Here is a 15462-nt window from a genome sequence, read left to right as displayed (position 1 = left end):
GGCGCATACCCCCCTTTTGTGTCATACCGCGGCGTGAACGGGGCCGCTACATTTGGCCCATGCAAAATCGCCTGCCCCTGGCCATCATCGAAGACCAGTCCGCCATTCGGGAAATGCTGCGCCAGTACCTGAGCGCGCAGCCCGAGTTTGAGTGCGTGCTCACGGCCAACTCCATCGAAGACTTTTTTCGGCAGTTGCCCGCGCTGGGCACCCGGCCGGCCCTGGTGCTCTCCGATATTGGCCTGCCCGGGCGCTCGGGCATCGAGGGGCTGCCCCTCATTCTCACGGAGCTGCCGGAGGCGCAGGTGCTCATGCTGAGCGTGTTCACCGATGCGGCCCGGGTGTTCGAGGCCATTTGCGCCGGGGCGGCGGGCTACCTGCTAAAAAACACGCCGTTGCCCGTCATCAAGGCGCAGCTGCTGGAAGTGGCGGCGGGCGGCTCGCCCATGTCGCCGGCCGTGGCGCGGCATGTGCTGCAGGCGTTTCGGCGGCAGCCGCCGGTGGCCGTGGCGGCCTCGGCCGAGGAGCGCCTCACGCCCCGCGAACAGGACATTGTGACGGCCGTGGAGGAAGGGCTGAGCTACAAGCTCATTGCCGATGCGCTGGGCATCACCCTCGACACGGTGAAAAACCACCTGCGGGCCGTGTACCGCAAGTTGCACATCAACTCCAAAGGCGAGCTACTGGCCTTGGCCCTGAAGCGGCGCGGCTAGGTTATTTTTATCCGAATAGTATAACACTTTCGTGTCATTGTGCTGCATGAGAGGAAGGACGTGCTTTGTGTCAACCGGGGGCTGTGGCCTTCGAGCGTCACACCTCACCCTTATCCCTTCACATCATGCAAATTTCTTTACCCCATTGGCTGACCCGCGCCGGACTGTGTCTGGTCGCGCTGCTGCCCCTGGCCGGCCACGCCCAAGCTCCCGCCAACGATGACCCCCTGGGTGCCATTGCCCTGCCCCTGGCCACCAGCTGCACGCCTACCAACGCCACCAACGCAGGAGCCACTACCACCACGCCCAACGGCTACGCTAACCCCGGCTGCGGCGTTGCCACCGCCCCGAAAGACGTGTGGTTTCGCTTCAGAACCCCCGCGGCCGGCAACCCCGGCAGCACGGCGGCGGCCATTGCCGTGACGGGTACCGCCGCGGGCCAGGTGCGGTTGTTTTCGACCACGGTGGGCGGGGCGGGCCCCTTCACGGCCATTGCCTGCGCGAACGGCGGCTCTAACAACGCGCAGGCCGCCCGGCTGGTGGCGGCGGGCCTCACGCCCGGCGCTACGTACTACGTGGCCGTATCGGGCTACGGCTCCACCGATACGCAGGGCGCCTTCACCATCTGCGCCACGGTGCCGGCAGCCAACGACGCGGCCGTGGAGTCGGTGCTCACGCTCACGCAGCTGCCCATTCCGGCGGGTGCGCCGCACGTGGTGCGGGCCGTGGTGAGCAACCAGGGCGCCACTGCCCAGACCAACCTGTCCGTGACCCTGACCGTGAGCGGAGCCAATGCCTTCACCGATACCCAGACCGTGGCCTCGCTGGCCGCGGGTGCCTCCATCAGGGTGACTTTCAACAGCTTTTCGCCTGCTAACCAGGGCACCAACACGCTGACCGTAACAACCCCCACCGACGACGACAATACCAACAACAGCCGCAACGTGGCGCAAGAGGTAAATGCTACCACCTATTCTCACGCCGCCCTGGGCGGTGCCACGGGTGCTTTTCAGCTTGGAATTGACCCGGCCGACCGGGCTTTTGCCTGCCACTACCGCATCAACAGCCCCGTCAGCGTGACGCAGATTCGCTCGTATGTTGTCAATTTCAGCGGGCTGGCGGCCGGCCAACCCGGGAGTAGCATTGGCGAATACTGGTTGACCAGGTCACCGGCGCGGTGCTGGCCCGCTCGAACGACTACGTGCTGACCGCGACCGACATCAATTCCTACGTAACCCTGCCCCTGAGAACCCAGGTGCCCCTGCCGGCGGGCACCGACGTGCTGGTGGGTATGGTGGCGGTGTACCCGGCCGGCCAGACGGTCAACTACGCGCCCTTCGGTGTTCAGGTGGACGAGCCGGGCCGGAAAGATGCTTTCTACGTCGTTACGGCCACTTCCTTGCCGCTTCCCGAACCCTTGAATAGCAACACCGGGGGCTACAAGCGGCTGATGATAGAGGCCGTGACGGCCCCAGCCGTTGCCTGCCCCGGGCCTGCCAGCCTGTCGGCTACCGCCCTCACGCCCAATGGCGCCACGCTCACGTTTACGCCGCCGGCCGGGGGCAGCAGCAGCTATTCCCTGACGTATTTTGGCAGCATGCAGCCTGCCACCACCTTGGCTGTCTCTGCTTCGTCGGTCACGCTCAGCGGCCTTGTGGCAGGCGCTACCTACACGGCGAGCGTGACGGCCAGCTGCGGCAGCGGCCAGAGCTCATTCCCGGTCTTTGTCACCTTCACCACCCCGCCGCCGGCCGCGGCTGCCTACGCCACCCTGCCCGTGAGCGAAGGCTTCGAGGGGCCGTGGCTGAGCATCGGGGCCGTGCGCGACGCTCCAAGCAGCAACTGGCGCAACACCCCCGCCAGCGGCAACCAGTCGTGGCGCCGCGAAGACGACGGCGCTTCCGCCAACTGGCTTACCAACCTGGGCGCCTACCCCGGGAGCGGCAGCCAGAGCCTGCATTCGGCCCGTTTCAACTCCTACGATGCCCCGCTGGGCACCACCGGGGCACTCGACCTGTACGTGAACCTAAGCGCGGCCGGCGCCAAAATACTGACGTTTAACTACATCAACCTGGGTGGCACCGACGTGCTGGACGTACTGGTGAGCACCGACGGCGGCGCCACGTTTGGCCCCGCGCCTGTGCTCACGGTTGGCGTCAGCCCCGCCATCACGCGCCAAACGGCCACCATTGCCAGCACCTCGGCCACTACGGTCATCCGCTTCCGCGCCACCAGCGACTACGGCCCCGCCACCTCCGACATCGGCCTTGATAATGTCCGGCTGGCCCTCGTCACGGCTACGCGCAGCGAAGCCCTGGCCGCCACCGTGGGCCTCTACCCCAACCCCGCCCACGGCACCTTCACGCTGGCCGTGCCCGCCGGCCCGCTGGGCGCGGCCTCGGTCACGCTGCTCAACGCGCTGGGCCAAGTGGTGCAGGCCCGGCCGCTGCGCCTGCCCGCCACCGGCGGCACCGCCGAGTTTGACGTGCGCGGTCTGGCGCCGGGCGTGTACTCGCTGCGGCTTCAAACCGGCGAAGCGCTGGTGGTGAAGCGCGTGGTGGTGGAATAAGGCAGGCGCTGCCGTGCAAGGACCTTCTTCCCTGTGCGACCAGCATTTTTCATTCTTTCAGCAATCCTTTTTTAGCACCATCACAACCATGCAAAAAAACTTCACCTCCACCCTGTTGTTGGCCGCTGTGGCGGTTTTGGCGGCCCACCGGCCGGTGCAGGCCCAGACCAAGCCTGCCCCAGCGGCCCGCTACGCGGACCTGGTGGGCGAGAACCCCACCACCGAGGCCGACATTTAGACCGTCACGAACTACCTCAACTTGCTGATAGCCGGCGATACGGACAAAGCCCGGCTACTGCTGACGGATACCTACCGGGGCTACGGCCCCGCCGCGACTGATTCGGCTAGCCGCGACCAACTGATGGCCAGCTGGCAGCAGCACTACAAAACGCAGCTCAACCGCAAGGTGCGGAAGGCCAGACGGCTTTTCGGGTGAAGTCTGGCCGGCTGATGGGCAACTGGGTGGCCACCTGGGGCGAATACACGTTCACCCAGGACGGCAAAACCCTGCGCGCTCCTTTTCAGATGACGGCCCACGTCACGAAAGGGAAAATAGACCTGGACCGTTTCTACTTCGACAACCTGAGCCTGACGCAGGCACTGGGCTACAAGCTGACGCCGCCCGCGACGACGGTAGCAGCAAAGTAGCCCCGGTGGCCCGGCAGGCCACGCGTAAGGTTAACGCAGCTTTATGGGGAATGCCCGCAACGCAGGTTGCGGGCATTCTTTTTTGTGCAAGCACGCCGCAACTGTACCGGTCTTGGGCGCTACTCGCTGGCCATGTTGCTCGCCAGCGCTAGTCAATAATTTTTGGCTAAGGGGCAAGGTCTGGGGAGTCTCGCTTTTTAGATATTCCGGAAGGAAGATGCGAGCGTTCAAAACGCTTGTGGAAGAGGCCAGAACCGGACAAAGCTTAAGGCTCGCGGCCGCTTTCATCTGCGGCGTTTATATCGTACTCTTGCATTATAATATCACATTTATTATTTTTTAGATGAAAATAACCTTTACTCTATTAGCAATTTTCTGGCGGCAAGTTGCTGGCCTATCCGGCCATCACTGTGCTTAAGCGAATAAAAATCACACACTGGCTGCTGGCCCTGGCCTGCCTGTTGCTGGCCGGACCAGTGGCCCGCGCCCAGCCCCTGGAGCAGCACACCGACCGTGTGCTGAGCACGGTGGGCGTCCGCGACATTGCCCGCGATGCCGCCGGCTTTGCCTGGGTAGCCGCCCGGCAGGGCCTGTTTCGCTACGACGGCCGGCAGCTGGTGCCTCTTGGCCAGCTGGTGCGGCAGGGCCCCCGCCCGCACGGCGAAGTCACCCGGGTAGTGGTGGACACGGCCGGCACCGTGTGGATAGGGATGCTGAGCGCGGTGTACGCTTTCGTGCCCGCCACCGGCGAGCTGCGCCAGGTACCGCTGCCACCCCGCGCCGACAACTGGCGCAGCCTCTTGCTGCTGCACCAGGGTGCGCTATGGGTGGTCCAGGGCGCCAACCCTTTTCGGCTGTTCCGATTGCCGCTGCGGCACCCCCGGCAGGTGCCGCGGCTGGTGTGGCAGCTGTCGCAGGGCGTAGTGATGGCCGTTGAGCCCGATTCGGTGGGGCAGCTGTTGCTGTTTGGGGAAAAGGTGTGCTGGCGGCTGGGGCCGGATGGGCGCGTGCGGCCCCTGGCCATGCCCGGCAACAGCCACCGCTACCGCGTGCAGCAGGCCAACGGCCGACGCTGGGCGCAGCCAGCCACCCACCCGCTGCGCCTGCCCCACGGCCCCTACGCCCTCCTCGACAGCACCCTGCTGGAGCAGCGGCCCGGGCAGCCGCCGCGCGTGCTGGCCCGCTGGAGGCGCAACCTCTCCTCCGCCGCCGTGCCGCACCTCAACGTGCTGGAGCTGGACAGCACCTGGTACTGGCTGGGGCAGGGAGAAGTACTGGCGATGTCGGTGCGGCGCCAGCGGCAGGCGCCGCGGGTGCAGCACCTGGCGCTGGCGCTGGCCGGGGGCTGGAACGGGTGGCTGTGCTACAACCGCGACCAGACCGGACTGTGGGCCTTTGCCGAAGGCATGCCGGGGGTGTTTGAGCTGCGGCCTCGGCGGGTGGCCGTGCAGGCACTGCCCGTGGCCGGCCGGCTGCAGCTGAGCACCCGCGCCATCAGCCGCCTGCCCGACGGCCGGCTGGTGGTGGGCAGTTACGCGGGCACCTTCACGCAGGCCGCCGACAGCCCGCAAGCCCCCCTGCGCCCCTGGCTGGGCCCGATACCGGGGCCGGTGTGGTTCTGCAGCCTGGGCCTGCCCGACGGGCGCCTGGTCATCGGGCTCGAGAACTACGGCATCGTGGTGCTGAGCGGGGGGCGGTTCGAGGAGATTGCATGGCCCGGCCCTCACCCCCCGCTGGTGGGCAAGTCCACCTTCTGCCTGCTACGCACCCGGGCGGGACAGCTGTGGGCGGGCGGGCAGGAGGGCTTGTTCCAACTCGACCTGCCGCACCGGCGGCGCACCCGCTACCGCGCCGCCGACCCCGCCTGGCCCCTGCACCACTGCGAGATTGAAGCCATGAGCGAAGGGGCCGGCGGCGAACTGTGGCTGGCCACCAACCAGGGCCTCTACTGCCTGCAGCCCGTCACCGGCGCCCTGCGTCACTACGGCCCCACCGAGCCCCCGCCCTACCGCCTGCCCACGGCCCTGACGCGCTGCGTGCTGCCCCTGCACCCCGACAGCGTATGGGTGGGCACCCTCGACGCCGGCCTGTTGCTGCTGCACCCCCGGCGCGGCGTGCAGCGGCAGCTCACGCTGAGCCAGGGCCTTCCTAGCGAGGCCGTGGCTTTTGTGGTGGCGCCGCCGCCGGGGCGGGTGCTGTGGGTGGGCACCCACAACGGCCTGGTGCGCTAAGAGCCCCGCACCGGCCGCCGCAGCAACCTGACCACCGCCCAGGGCCTGGCCACCAACGAACTAAACCGCCAGTCGGCCTGGTACGACACGGCCCGGCAGCGCCTGTACGTGGGCGGCGTGGGCGGGCTGAGCTTCCTCGCCCCCCAAGCCTTGGCCGCCGCCGAGCACCGCCCCCGGCTGCTGCTCACCGCCGTTACCCAGCACCACGCCCAGCCCGACACCATTCGCACCAACTACCTGGCCGGTACCCTGCCCCCGGGCCTGGAGCTTGCCCCCGGCGATGCCTTTGCCGACCTAGCCCTGAGTTTGAGCGATGACGTGAGCACCGCAGGGCGCTTCGCCTACCGCTTGCGGGGCAACGGGCCCGCGCCCTGGCAGGAGTTGGGCACCGGCAACCGCCTGCGCCTGCAAGGGCTGGAACCTGGCGACTATACCCTCGAAATCAGGGCCGAAACCGGCTTGGGCGTCCCCGCTCGCCACGTGTTGCGCGTGCCGGTGCGGGCTCGCACCCACTGGTGGCGGCGGCCCGGCGTGTGGGCTACCCTCACGGGCCTGCTGATGGCGGTGGCGGCGGGCGGGGTGTATGGGTGGCAGCAGCGCCGCGCCCGCCAGCGCGAGCAGCAGTGGCAGGCGGAACGCGCCCTGCGCAACCGCATTGCCGCCGACTTGCACGACGACGTGGGCAACCTGCTCACCCAAATCAGCATGCACAGCAGCCTCTTGCGCGAAACGCCTCACAGCCCGGCCCAGACCCTGGCCCGGCTCGATGCCATGGCCACTGCCTCTCGCCAGGCCGCGCAGCAAATGAGCGACGTGGTGTGGGGCCTCGACGCCCAGCACCTCAGCCTCAGCCAGCTGCTGGCCCGCATGCGCGACCACGCCCAGGAGGTGCTGCCCCCCGCCGGCCTCGACGTGCGCTTCCTCACCGCCGCCGACCTGCCCGACCCCGAGCTAGCCCCCGACCTCGGGCACAACCTCTACCTCATTTACAAAGAAGCTCTGCACAATGTGGTGAAGCACGCCCGCGCCACCACCGTCACGGTGCGGCTGGCCGCCACCGCCCTCGGCCTGGCCCTGACCGTGGCCGACGACGGCTGCGGCCACAACGGCCAGCCCCGCCCCGGCGGCCACGGCCTGGCCAATATGCAGGCCCGGGCCCAAGCCGTGGGCGGCTCCGTGCACTACGAGGCACAGCCATCGGGCTTTGCCGTGGTGGTGGCCCTGCCGCTGGGATAAAGAGAACGTGCTAGCCAAACCAGGCAAACGGCATTGCCTCCCGCTCGCCATAGCGCGGCACGGTCAGCGCTACCCATGCGAGGGTAAGCCTATCGGTCCTCAACTGTCGGAAATCCGCCGGGCGCTGGTGCGGACGTCTCAGCGGGCGGCGGAGGCACCTTCCGCCACGCCCGTTCTACTCCAAAGGGATATGAGCCCTGCACTTGCTGCACCACGCCCGTCAGCGTAACGGTGTTGAAGGTCACCCACCGAACCGTTTGCCACCATTCCTTCTGCTTGAAATCCGGCTCCCCAACACCATACTCGCGGCTTTCCCCAACCCCTATATCGCCGACATGCTTATCGAATAAAATGCCGCAGGCCTGGTACAGCGTAACCCGTGTACTGGTAATGCCACTCATCCATCCCGTGTGCGTGCTGACCTCAACGGTCACATGGGCATCCGAATACACCACGTCTTCCGTGCTGAAAACTGCCCAAAGGAATAGCACCGGCGTGAGAATGGGCGTCATTATCATTTGAGTTCGGGCAAAGGGCCGGGCCCACTCCGAAATCACCTCCAGCTTCGCGCGGAGGCCGCCCACCAGCCCACTACCCACCACCACCAAGGTAAACAGCATCGGGTAGCGGATGTGCAGGTTCCAGATGCCGCTCACCAGCACCGCTCCCGGTATCAGGATGGCACTCGCCCGGTGGGCCCACTGCAACGGGTGCCGCACCACTTCCGGGTACAGAAAGAGGGGCAGGATTCTAAGCAGTAGGAAATAGAGGCCGATAACAGCTCCCAAACCAAACAAAATCAGCATACTACTGCGAAGGTATTGCTGAATCGTTTGCCGTTACCGCTCCTGCACCACCTGGTTGAACGAGGCCACCACGCCGGCCACTTCGCCCAAAAACTCGGGATGGGCCTCGATGTGGTTGCCCACCACCACCACGTCGGCCCCGGCGGCCAGCGCGGCGTACACTTTCTTGCCGGTGTTGAGGCCGCCGCCCACGATGATGGGGGTTTCCACCGTGTCGCGCACAGCCCGAATGATGGCGGCCGACACTGGGTTCTGGGCGCCGCTGCCGCCGTCCAGGTACATCAGTTTCAGGCCCAGCTGTTCGCCGGCCAGGGCAGTGCAGGCAGCAATGCCGGGCTTATCGGCGGGCAGCGGCGTGGTACCGCTCATGTAGGAGGCCGTGGTTTGGCGGCCCGAGTCGACCAGCATGTAGCCCGTGGGCAGCAGCTGCAGGCCGCTGGCGCGTAGGCGCGGGGCGGCCACCACGTGCTGGCCAATCAGAAAATCGGGGTTGCGGCCCGAAATCAGCGAAAGCAGTAGGACGCCGTCGGCGGGGCCGTCGAGGTGCAGGCTGTGGCTGGGGAAGAGCAGCACCGGTACGCTGGAGTGCTCCTTAATCAACGCAATGAGGGCAGCCTGGTGCGAACTTAGCACCAGGCTGCCCCCCACGAAAAAGTAATCGACCGGATGGGCTGCGCTCAACCGCAGCAGTTGCAACAGGCTGTTTTCATCTAAGTTATCGGGGTCGAGCAGCACCGCCAACGCTTTGTGGCCGTGCTGCCGACGCAGCCGCAACGCATCATAAAGACTGGGAGTGGGTGGACGCATCCGGGGAATCTAGGGAGACAGACGAGGCGACGGGGGCAAACCCGGTTTCAACGGGCGCGTAGCCCGAGGAAGGTGCAAGGTCGGAATTAACGCCCGAATTGTCAGAAGCCGCATCCGAATTCTTATCGGCCGGAAAAAACTCGCTCACCTTTTTGGTCACCAGCGCCAGGGCTACGGCGGCCACCTGGCCCACCAGCACCTTGCCCGTGTCCGACTTCAAAAACGACTGCAACACCTCGCCCACAAAGCTGGGGCGCGCGGGACGGCTGCCGTCCACATGGTCGTGCTCTTCGTCAAAAGCGTGCGTATTCGGCAACCGGCGGCTGTCGTCGTAGGGCAAATCCTGGAAGGGGTCGTCCTCAAATTCCTCGGTGTCGTGGCCCGATGAATAGGCGGGTAGCCCGGCGCCCGCCAATTGGGCGCGGTTTTCGGCGTGCGAGGTGGCCGTGGCGAAGTCCGGCCGGTCGTCCTCGTTGCTTTGCTCCTGCCCGTAGTGGCCATGCTCGTTGTGCTCGTCGTGGGCAGCAAAGGCGCGGGCCGAATCGGCGGCCGACTTGCGGTAGAACTTGCTCTTGTAGCGCTTGCCGTTGCCGGCGGTGTAGTAGCCGGGGCCGGTTTCATCGTCCTCGTCGAAGGCTTCGCTGTCGCGGTCAAACTCGTGGGTATCGAACCCATCGTAATGGCCGTAGCTGCCCGCATCTTCGTGGTCGTAGTCGTGGTCTTCCTCCTCGACGTAGGGGTTGTGCTTCTTTTTCTTCTTGCCGCTGAAGGCTTTGGTGATGAGCCAGATGCTGCCGGCCAGGCCCACGCCCACGGCAGCCACTTTGCCCACCTTCACCGACTGGTCCTTGATGTGGTCTACGTCGCCGCGCAGGGCGCGCTCGTACTCCAGCTTTTTGCGTTCGAGAAATTCTTTTTCCTCGTCGAACAGGGGGTTTTGCAGGTCACTCATGGCAGGCGTTAGGCTTGGCGTTTGTCAGATTTATAGATAGTGTCCTTCATCATCTTGTTGACGATGCCCTGGAAGGCCGATTTGTCGACGCCCACCAGCACCAGCACCAGCAGCACCAGGTAGAAACCGGCCACGATGCCAAAGCCCCAGAACGGGCTGTCGAGGGCCGAATTAAGCGCCAGTCCGGCAAATACGCTCAGGAAAATGAGGAAGAACATGCCCAGCACTGCCAGCGTCACGCCGTGAATGGTGCCCACGAGGCCCGTGGAAATTTTTTGCTGGAGCTCAAGCCGCACCAAGTCGATGCGGGTGTCCAGGTAGCCGGTCAGATTGCCAATCAGGCTATCGTTGCGAGGGGTTTTGGAGGTGTCGTCGTCGGTGACCATACGGCGCGTGAAAGGAGTGGCACGAAAGAATAAAAGGCGGGAAAGCGCAACCATTGCCCCCGAAAGGGAGAATAGACTGCGCCGGTTCTACGGAATATTTCGGCGCGTGGCTGACTTTTGTGCGGTCGTTTGTGTTTGCCGCCTAGCGTGAGTCAGAATCATTATCAAGTTCTTGGAGTAGCCCCTTCGGCCGCCGCGGCCGACATCAAGCGCGCCTACCGGCAGCTCGTGGTGCGCTACCACCCCGATAAGCACGGCGGCGATGTGCGCTACGAAGAGGAGTTCAAGGCCGTGGCCCTGGCCTACCGCATCCTCGGCGACCCCGGCCGCCGCGCTACCTACGACTTCCAGCTGCAGCAGGCCACCCGCCGCGCCGAGGAAGCCCGCCGCCAGCAACAGCAGCGCCCTGTTAGCCAGCACGTGTACGGCGTACCCATGCCGCCGCCCGCGCCGCTGCGCACGCGCCCACCCGCCGGCAGCCGCGAGCGGCACTACCAGCGCATCCCGCAGCAGCGCGCCCGCTTCAACTCCCGCGACTGGGGCCTCACGCTGCTTTTTCTGCTGGGCATCGCGCTGTTTTCGCTGGCCGTGAAGGTGACGATGGACCGCGTTTCGGCCAACCGCAACTACGACGACGGCCTGCGCGCTTATGCCAACGGCAACTTTGCCGCCGCCTACGCTTTCCTGGAAGAGTCCCTGCACTTTCGGCCCGAATATGCCCCTGCCCTGCGCCGCCACGGCGAGCTGGAACGCCTGTTTGAGCACGACCCGGAGGCCGCCCGCGCCGATTTTCGGGCGGCGCTGCGCCATTCCCAGCCCCGCCGCGTCAAGGCCCAGGTACTCTACCACCTCGGCCGCTGCGAATCCGCCCTGGGCCGCCCCGCCGATGCCGACCTGAACTATTCCCACGCCCTGCGGCTGGACACCACGCTCAGCGCCGCTTACCTGTCGCGCGGCAAAGGCCGCCTGCTCGACCTGAACAACGCCGCCCTGGCCCTGACCGACCTCACCACCGGCCTGGCCCAACGCCGCCGCGCGGCGGCCCCCACGCCCTGGAGCTATGTGCAGGTGCGCGGCCTGGCCCTAACGGCCCTGGGCCGCTACAACGAAGCGCGCACCGATTACTTCAATACCCTGCAAGCCAACCCTAAGGATGGCCGCACGCATTTCCTGCTGGGCCGCCTCGCCGCCCACACTGGCGACTCCACGGCGGCCTGCGAGTTCTACCACCGGGCGGTGAACCTGGGCTACGAATACGCCCGCGCTGCGGAGGCGGAATGCAGGTGATTTCAGCAGCCGCGTAGAAGCACGCGTGCGAAGCGGAACCACCGGTCCGACCGCCCTAGGCGGTCCGACCGGTTGAAGCAATGACGTTCTGACTAATAACGACCACCGGTCGGACTGCCTAGGGCGGTCCGACCGGCAGCGGCGATTGAGCGAATACTCAGAGCAACAAAAAGCGCCGCTGGCACGAAGCCAGCGGCGCTTTCACAATCTGCAAAAAGCTGCAAACTAGTTAGGCATCAGCACCGTGTTCACTACGTGAATCACGCCGTTGCTCTGCATCACGTCGGCGATGGTCACCATTGACGTGCCGCCTTTTTCGTCCTTCAGCTCAATGCCTTTGCCTTTCATCATGGCCGTCAGGGTGCCGCCGCTCACGGTTTTGAGGGTGGCCTTGCCGCCACCGGCTTTGATGGCCTTCATCAGGTCGGCGGCCGTCATGCGGCCGGCTACTACGTGGTAGGTCAGGATTTTGGTGAGGGTGGCTTTGTTCTCGGGCTTCACCAGGGTTTCCACGGTGCCAGCGGGCAGCTTATTGAAGGCTTCGTTGGTGGGGGCGAACACGGTGAAGGGACCAGCGCTTTGCAGCGTTTCCACCAGGCCGGCGGCTTTCACAGCGGCCACCAGGGTGGTGTGGTCTTTCGAGTTAACGGCGTTTTCCACGATGTTTTTCGTGGGGTACATGGGGGCACCGCCCACCATCACGGTCTTGGCTTTTTGGGCCGAAGCGGTGTGGGTAGCACCAAAGCTGAACAGGGCAACGAAAGCGAGGGAAAACAGGGACTTTTTCATGGATATAGTCAGATGACTGAATGTTTTGAAAGATGCCTCACCTACGCCACGGCTTGCGTGAGCGGATTGCCTCGACGGTAAAATTTCTTTGAGACGGCCTAATGTGCCGTGCACAATCGGCTTTCATCAGTATGCGCAACCATCTGTCATCCTGAGCGCAGCGAAGGACCTTCTCACGTAAGAACATTTTTGCCCGAACGTGAGAAGGTCCTTCGCTGCGTTCAGGATACGTGAGAAGGTCCTTCGCTGCGTTCAGGATAACAGATAGGGATGGAATCCCGACGTCTGAACATTCTCCTTTCCGAATACTTACTGCCTTATGCGAATCCTTACCCTGCTGCTTTTCCTGCTCCTCTCCCTTATCAGCCACGCCCAAAACCCCGGCACGCTGACCGGCACCGTGCGCGACCGCGCCACCCAGGAAGCCCTGCCCGGCGTGAGCGTGACGCTGGAAGGCACCAGCTTCGGCACGGCCACCGATGCCGAGGGGCGCTACCGTCTCGCGGGCGTGCCGGCCGGGGCCTACAACCTGCGCGTCGGCTTCGTCGGCTACGATGCCCTGCTGCGCGCCGATGTGGCCGTGAGCAGCGGCAACGTGAACACCCTCAACCTCGAGCTCAACAAAAGCCCGCAGGCGCTGGGCGAAGTGACCGTGACGGCCAACCGCGCCATCCGGGTGGCCACCGCCGAAACGCCGCTCAGCGTGCAGCGCCTCACCACCGAGGAAATCAAGAGCAACCCGGGCGGCAACTTCGACATTTCGCGGGTGGTGCAGAGCCTGCCCGGCGTGGGCGGCGGGGGCTCGGGCGGCACGGCGGGCTTCCGCAACGACATCATCATCCGAGGCGGCGCACCGAACGAAAACGTGTATTACCTCGACGGCATCGAGGTGCCCGTCATCAACCATTTTCCCACCCAGGGCAGCGCGGGCGGCCCGGCGGGCATCCTCAACGTTAGCTTCATCGAGGATGTGACGCTGAGCTCGTCGGCCTTCCAGGCGCGCTATGATAATGCGCTGAGCGCCGTGCTGCAGTTCCGGCAGCGCGACGGTAATGCCGAGCGCATTCAGGGCAACCTGCGCACCTCGGGCACCGAGGTGGCGGCCACGCTGGAAGGCCCGCTCACCCAGAACACCACGTTTTTGGCCTCGGCCCGGCGCTCATACCTGCAAGTGTTGTTCAAGCTGATTGACTTGCCCATCCGGCCCGATTTCTACGATTTTCAGTTCAAAACCACCACCAAGCTGTCGGAGAAAACCACGCTCACCAGCCTGGGACTGGGCGCCATCGACCACTTCGAGATTGTGCCGCCCAAGAAAAGCTCGCCCAACAAGGAGTACGTGCTGCGCTCCAATCCCACCATCGACCAGTGGAATTACACCGTAGGCCTGAACCTGCGCCACCTGGTGCCCAACGGCTACCTGAACGTGGCCCTGAGCCGCACCCAGCAGCACAGCACCGCCGATGCCTTCGAGTACGGCTACGTGGGCGACGAAAGCCGCCGCAAGCTGGGCGCCCGCAGCGGCGAAACAGAAAACAAGCTGCGCGCCGACGTAAACAAGCGCGTGGGCCGCTGGCAGTACAGCTACGGCGTGGTGGGCCAGCTGGTGCACTACGACAACGACTTGTTCCAACGCCTGCGCGCCGAGGTGCGCGATGCCAGCGGCGCGCTCATCAGCCCGGCCGTAGCGGTGCGCTTCAGAACCGACCTCGACTTTCTGCGCTACGGGGCCTTTGTGCAGGCCACGCGCACCTACGGCGCCGAAAGCCGCCTCACCGTGTCGGCCGGCCTGCGCACCGACGGCACCACAGCCCTCACCGAAGGCGCCTACCGGCTCGACCGCACGCTCTCGCCGCGGGCCTCCCTGAGCTACGCGCTGCTGCCCACCCTGAACCTGAACGCCAGCCTGGGCCGCTACTTCAAGATTCCGCCCAGCACCATTCTGGGCTACCGTGCCCCCAACGGCGCCCGCGTGAACTCCGACAGCCGCTACATCCGCTCCGACCACGCCGTGGCGGGGCTGGAGTGGCTGCCCGGCGCCGCCACCCGCCTCACGCTGGAGGGCTTCTATAAAAAGTACGCCTACTACCCGGTGAGCGTGCGCGACGGCATCAGCCTGGCCAACCTGGGCGGCGACTTCAACGCCATCGGCAACGAGGCCGTCACCAGCACCGGCCAGGGCCGCGCCTACGGGGCCGAGGCGTTTTTCCAGCAGAAGCTCAGCGGCAAGCTCTTCGCCATCGTGTCGCTCACGGCCTTCCGCTCCGAGTTCAACGGCGCCGATGGCGTGTACCGCCCCACGGCCTGGGACACGCGCTTCTTGGGCTCGGCGCTGCTGGGCTACAAACTGGGCCGCGGTTGGGAGCTGGGGGCCAAATTCCGCCTGGGCGGCGGCGCGCCCTACACGCCCTACGACGCGGCCGCCAGCCGGGCCAGCTACCAGGCCGTGGGCCAGGGCGTCCTCGACTACCGCCAGCTGAACACCCAGCGCCTCAGCTCCTTCCAGCAGCTCGACCTGCGCCTCGACAAGAAAATCAGCCTGCGCCGCCTGAGCTTCGATTTCTACATCGACGTGCAGAACGCGCTGCTGGCCAAGCCGGTATCGGTGCCCACCTACACCTTCGAGCGCCTGCCCGACAACTCCGCCTACACCACCACCGACGGCCAGCCCCTGCGCCCCGATGGCAGCAACGCCGTCCCCATCCTCCTGCCCGACAGCGACGCGCTGGTGGTGCCGACGGTGGGGTTCATTGTGGAGTTTTGAGGGGTTGCCTTATGCGTGGTGGCTTGAGCACCGTGGAGCGCCTGGAGTAGCAGGTGTTTCATGGGGCAAGGTAGGGGTCGGGTATATAAAAAGCCCCGCTGATGAGCGAGGCTTTTGGTTCTTTAGAAAAGATAATGCCTTGACTGAGAGCAGCCAAGGCATTATGTATGAATAAGGACCGGTCTTATTCCCACCCGTAGGCTTCGACGCCGGCAGTCCGCCTTATTCGATAATATCCAATCAATACGTTAAAAGGTGTGCAAAGGTACGACTA

15 protein-coding genes are annotated in these 15462 nt (G+C 65.3%); 10 read left to right on the top strand and 5 right to left on the bottom strand.

Annotated elements, in window-relative coordinates:
• Positions 1–59: 59 nt before the first annotated feature.
• The 8 genes from MTP16_RS06830 (at position 60) to MTP16_RS06795 (ending at position 7397) form a co-directional block, all read left to right on the top strand.
• Positions 60–713 carry a response regulator gene (locus tag MTP16_RS06830; RefSeq protein ID WP_243517161.1) on the top strand — a complete coding sequence of 218 codons (654 nt, stop codon included), beginning with the start codon at positions 60–62 and terminating at the stop codon, positions 711–713.
• 125 nt (positions 714–838) lie between these two features.
• Positions 839–1921, top strand: coding sequence for a CARDB domain-containing protein (locus tag MTP16_RS06825; protein ID WP_243517160.1), 1083 nt, complete (start codon positions 839–841; stop codon positions 1919–1921).
• A complete protein-coding gene (locus MTP16_RS06820) occupies positions 1891–3282 on the top strand; it encodes a T9SS type A sorting domain-containing protein (RefSeq protein ID WP_243517159.1) in 1392 nt (463 codons plus the stop codon). The genes MTP16_RS06825 and MTP16_RS06820 overlap by 31 nt, the downstream gene beginning before the upstream one ends.
• A gap of 88 nt (positions 3283–3370) precedes the next feature.
• Complete coding sequence (locus tag MTP16_RS06815) at positions 3371–3520, top strand: hypothetical protein (protein ID WP_243517147.1); 150 nt, start codon at positions 3371–3373, stop codon at positions 3518–3520.
• 21 nt (positions 3521–3541) lie between these two features.
• Entirely contained in the window at positions 3542–3718 is a 177-nt protein-coding gene (locus tag MTP16_RS06810) for a hypothetical protein (RefSeq protein WP_243517144.1), read from the top strand.
• Entirely contained in the window at positions 3715–3930 is a 216-nt protein-coding gene (locus MTP16_RS06805; RefSeq protein ID WP_243517141.1) for a nuclear transport factor 2-like protein, read from the top strand. Before MTP16_RS06810 ends, MTP16_RS06805 begins: the two co-directional genes overlap by 4 nt.
• Positions 3931–4340: 410 nt before the next feature.
• Positions 4341–6161, top strand: a complete 1821-nt coding sequence (locus tag MTP16_RS06800; protein ID WP_243517139.1) for a ligand-binding sensor domain-containing protein — start codon at positions 4341–4343, stop codon at positions 6159–6161.
• Positions 6162–6311: 150 nt separating this feature from the next.
• Positions 6312–7397: a sensor histidine kinase gene (locus MTP16_RS06795; RefSeq protein ID WP_243517138.1), complete on the top strand. Its 1086-nt coding sequence runs from the start codon at positions 6312–6314 to the stop codon at positions 7395–7397.
• An 89-nt stretch (positions 7398–7486) separates the two neighbouring features.
• Here the strand turns inward: MTP16_RS06795 and MTP16_RS06790 are convergent, their stop codons facing one another.
• From MTP16_RS06790 to MTP16_RS06775, 4 genes are read right to left on the bottom strand one after another with little or no spacing between them, the layout of a single operon-like run.
• Positions 7487–8203, bottom strand: coding sequence for a hypothetical protein (locus MTP16_RS06790; protein ID WP_243517137.1), 717 nt, complete (start codon positions 8201–8203; stop codon positions 7487–7489).
• Positions 8204–8236: 33 nt separating this feature from the next.
• Entirely contained in the window at positions 8237–9010 is a 774-nt protein-coding gene (locus tag MTP16_RS06785) for a geranylgeranylglyceryl/heptaprenylglyceryl phosphate synthase (protein WP_243517135.1), read from the bottom strand.
• Positions 8982–9962 (bottom strand): hypothetical protein, encoded by a 981-nt coding sequence (locus tag MTP16_RS06780; protein WP_243517133.1) that lies wholly within the window; start codon positions 9960–9962, stop codon positions 8982–8984. The genes MTP16_RS06785 and MTP16_RS06780 overlap by 29 nt, the downstream gene beginning before the upstream one ends.
• A gap of 8 nt (positions 9963–9970) precedes the next feature.
• Positions 9971–10348, bottom strand: coding sequence for a phage holin family protein (locus tag MTP16_RS06775; protein ID WP_243517130.1), 378 nt, complete (start codon positions 10346–10348; stop codon positions 9971–9973).
• A gap of 147 nt (positions 10349–10495) precedes the next feature.
• Between MTP16_RS06775 and MTP16_RS06770 the strand changes: the two genes are divergently transcribed.
• Positions 10496–11635, top strand: coding sequence for a J domain-containing protein (locus tag MTP16_RS06770; RefSeq protein ID WP_243517129.1), 1140 nt, complete (start codon positions 10496–10498; stop codon positions 11633–11635).
• A 225-nt stretch (positions 11636–11860) separates the two neighbouring features.
• Here MTP16_RS06770 and MTP16_RS06765 read toward each other — a convergent pair whose 3' ends face one another.
• Positions 11861–12424: a fasciclin domain-containing protein gene (locus MTP16_RS06765; protein ID WP_243517115.1), complete on the bottom strand. Its 564-nt coding sequence runs from the start codon at positions 12422–12424 to the stop codon at positions 11861–11863.
• Positions 12425–12743: 319 nt separating this feature from the next.
• Between MTP16_RS06765 and MTP16_RS06760 the strand changes: the two genes are divergently transcribed.
• Positions 12744–15188 carry a TonB-dependent receptor gene (locus MTP16_RS06760; protein WP_243517114.1) on the top strand — a complete coding sequence of 815 codons (2445 nt, stop codon included), beginning with the start codon at positions 12744–12746 and terminating at the stop codon, positions 15186–15188.
• Positions 15189–15462: the final 274 nt, after the last annotated feature.

Origin of the sequence: Hymenobacter monticola, from assembly GCF_022811645.1 — a bacterium.
In the GTDB taxonomy this organism is placed as follows: domain Bacteria; phylum Bacteroidota; class Bacteroidia; order Cytophagales; family Hymenobacteraceae; genus Hymenobacter; species Hymenobacter monticola.
Note: the sequence above shows the minus strand (reverse complement) of the source record. Positions and strands in the feature narration are given on the sequence as shown.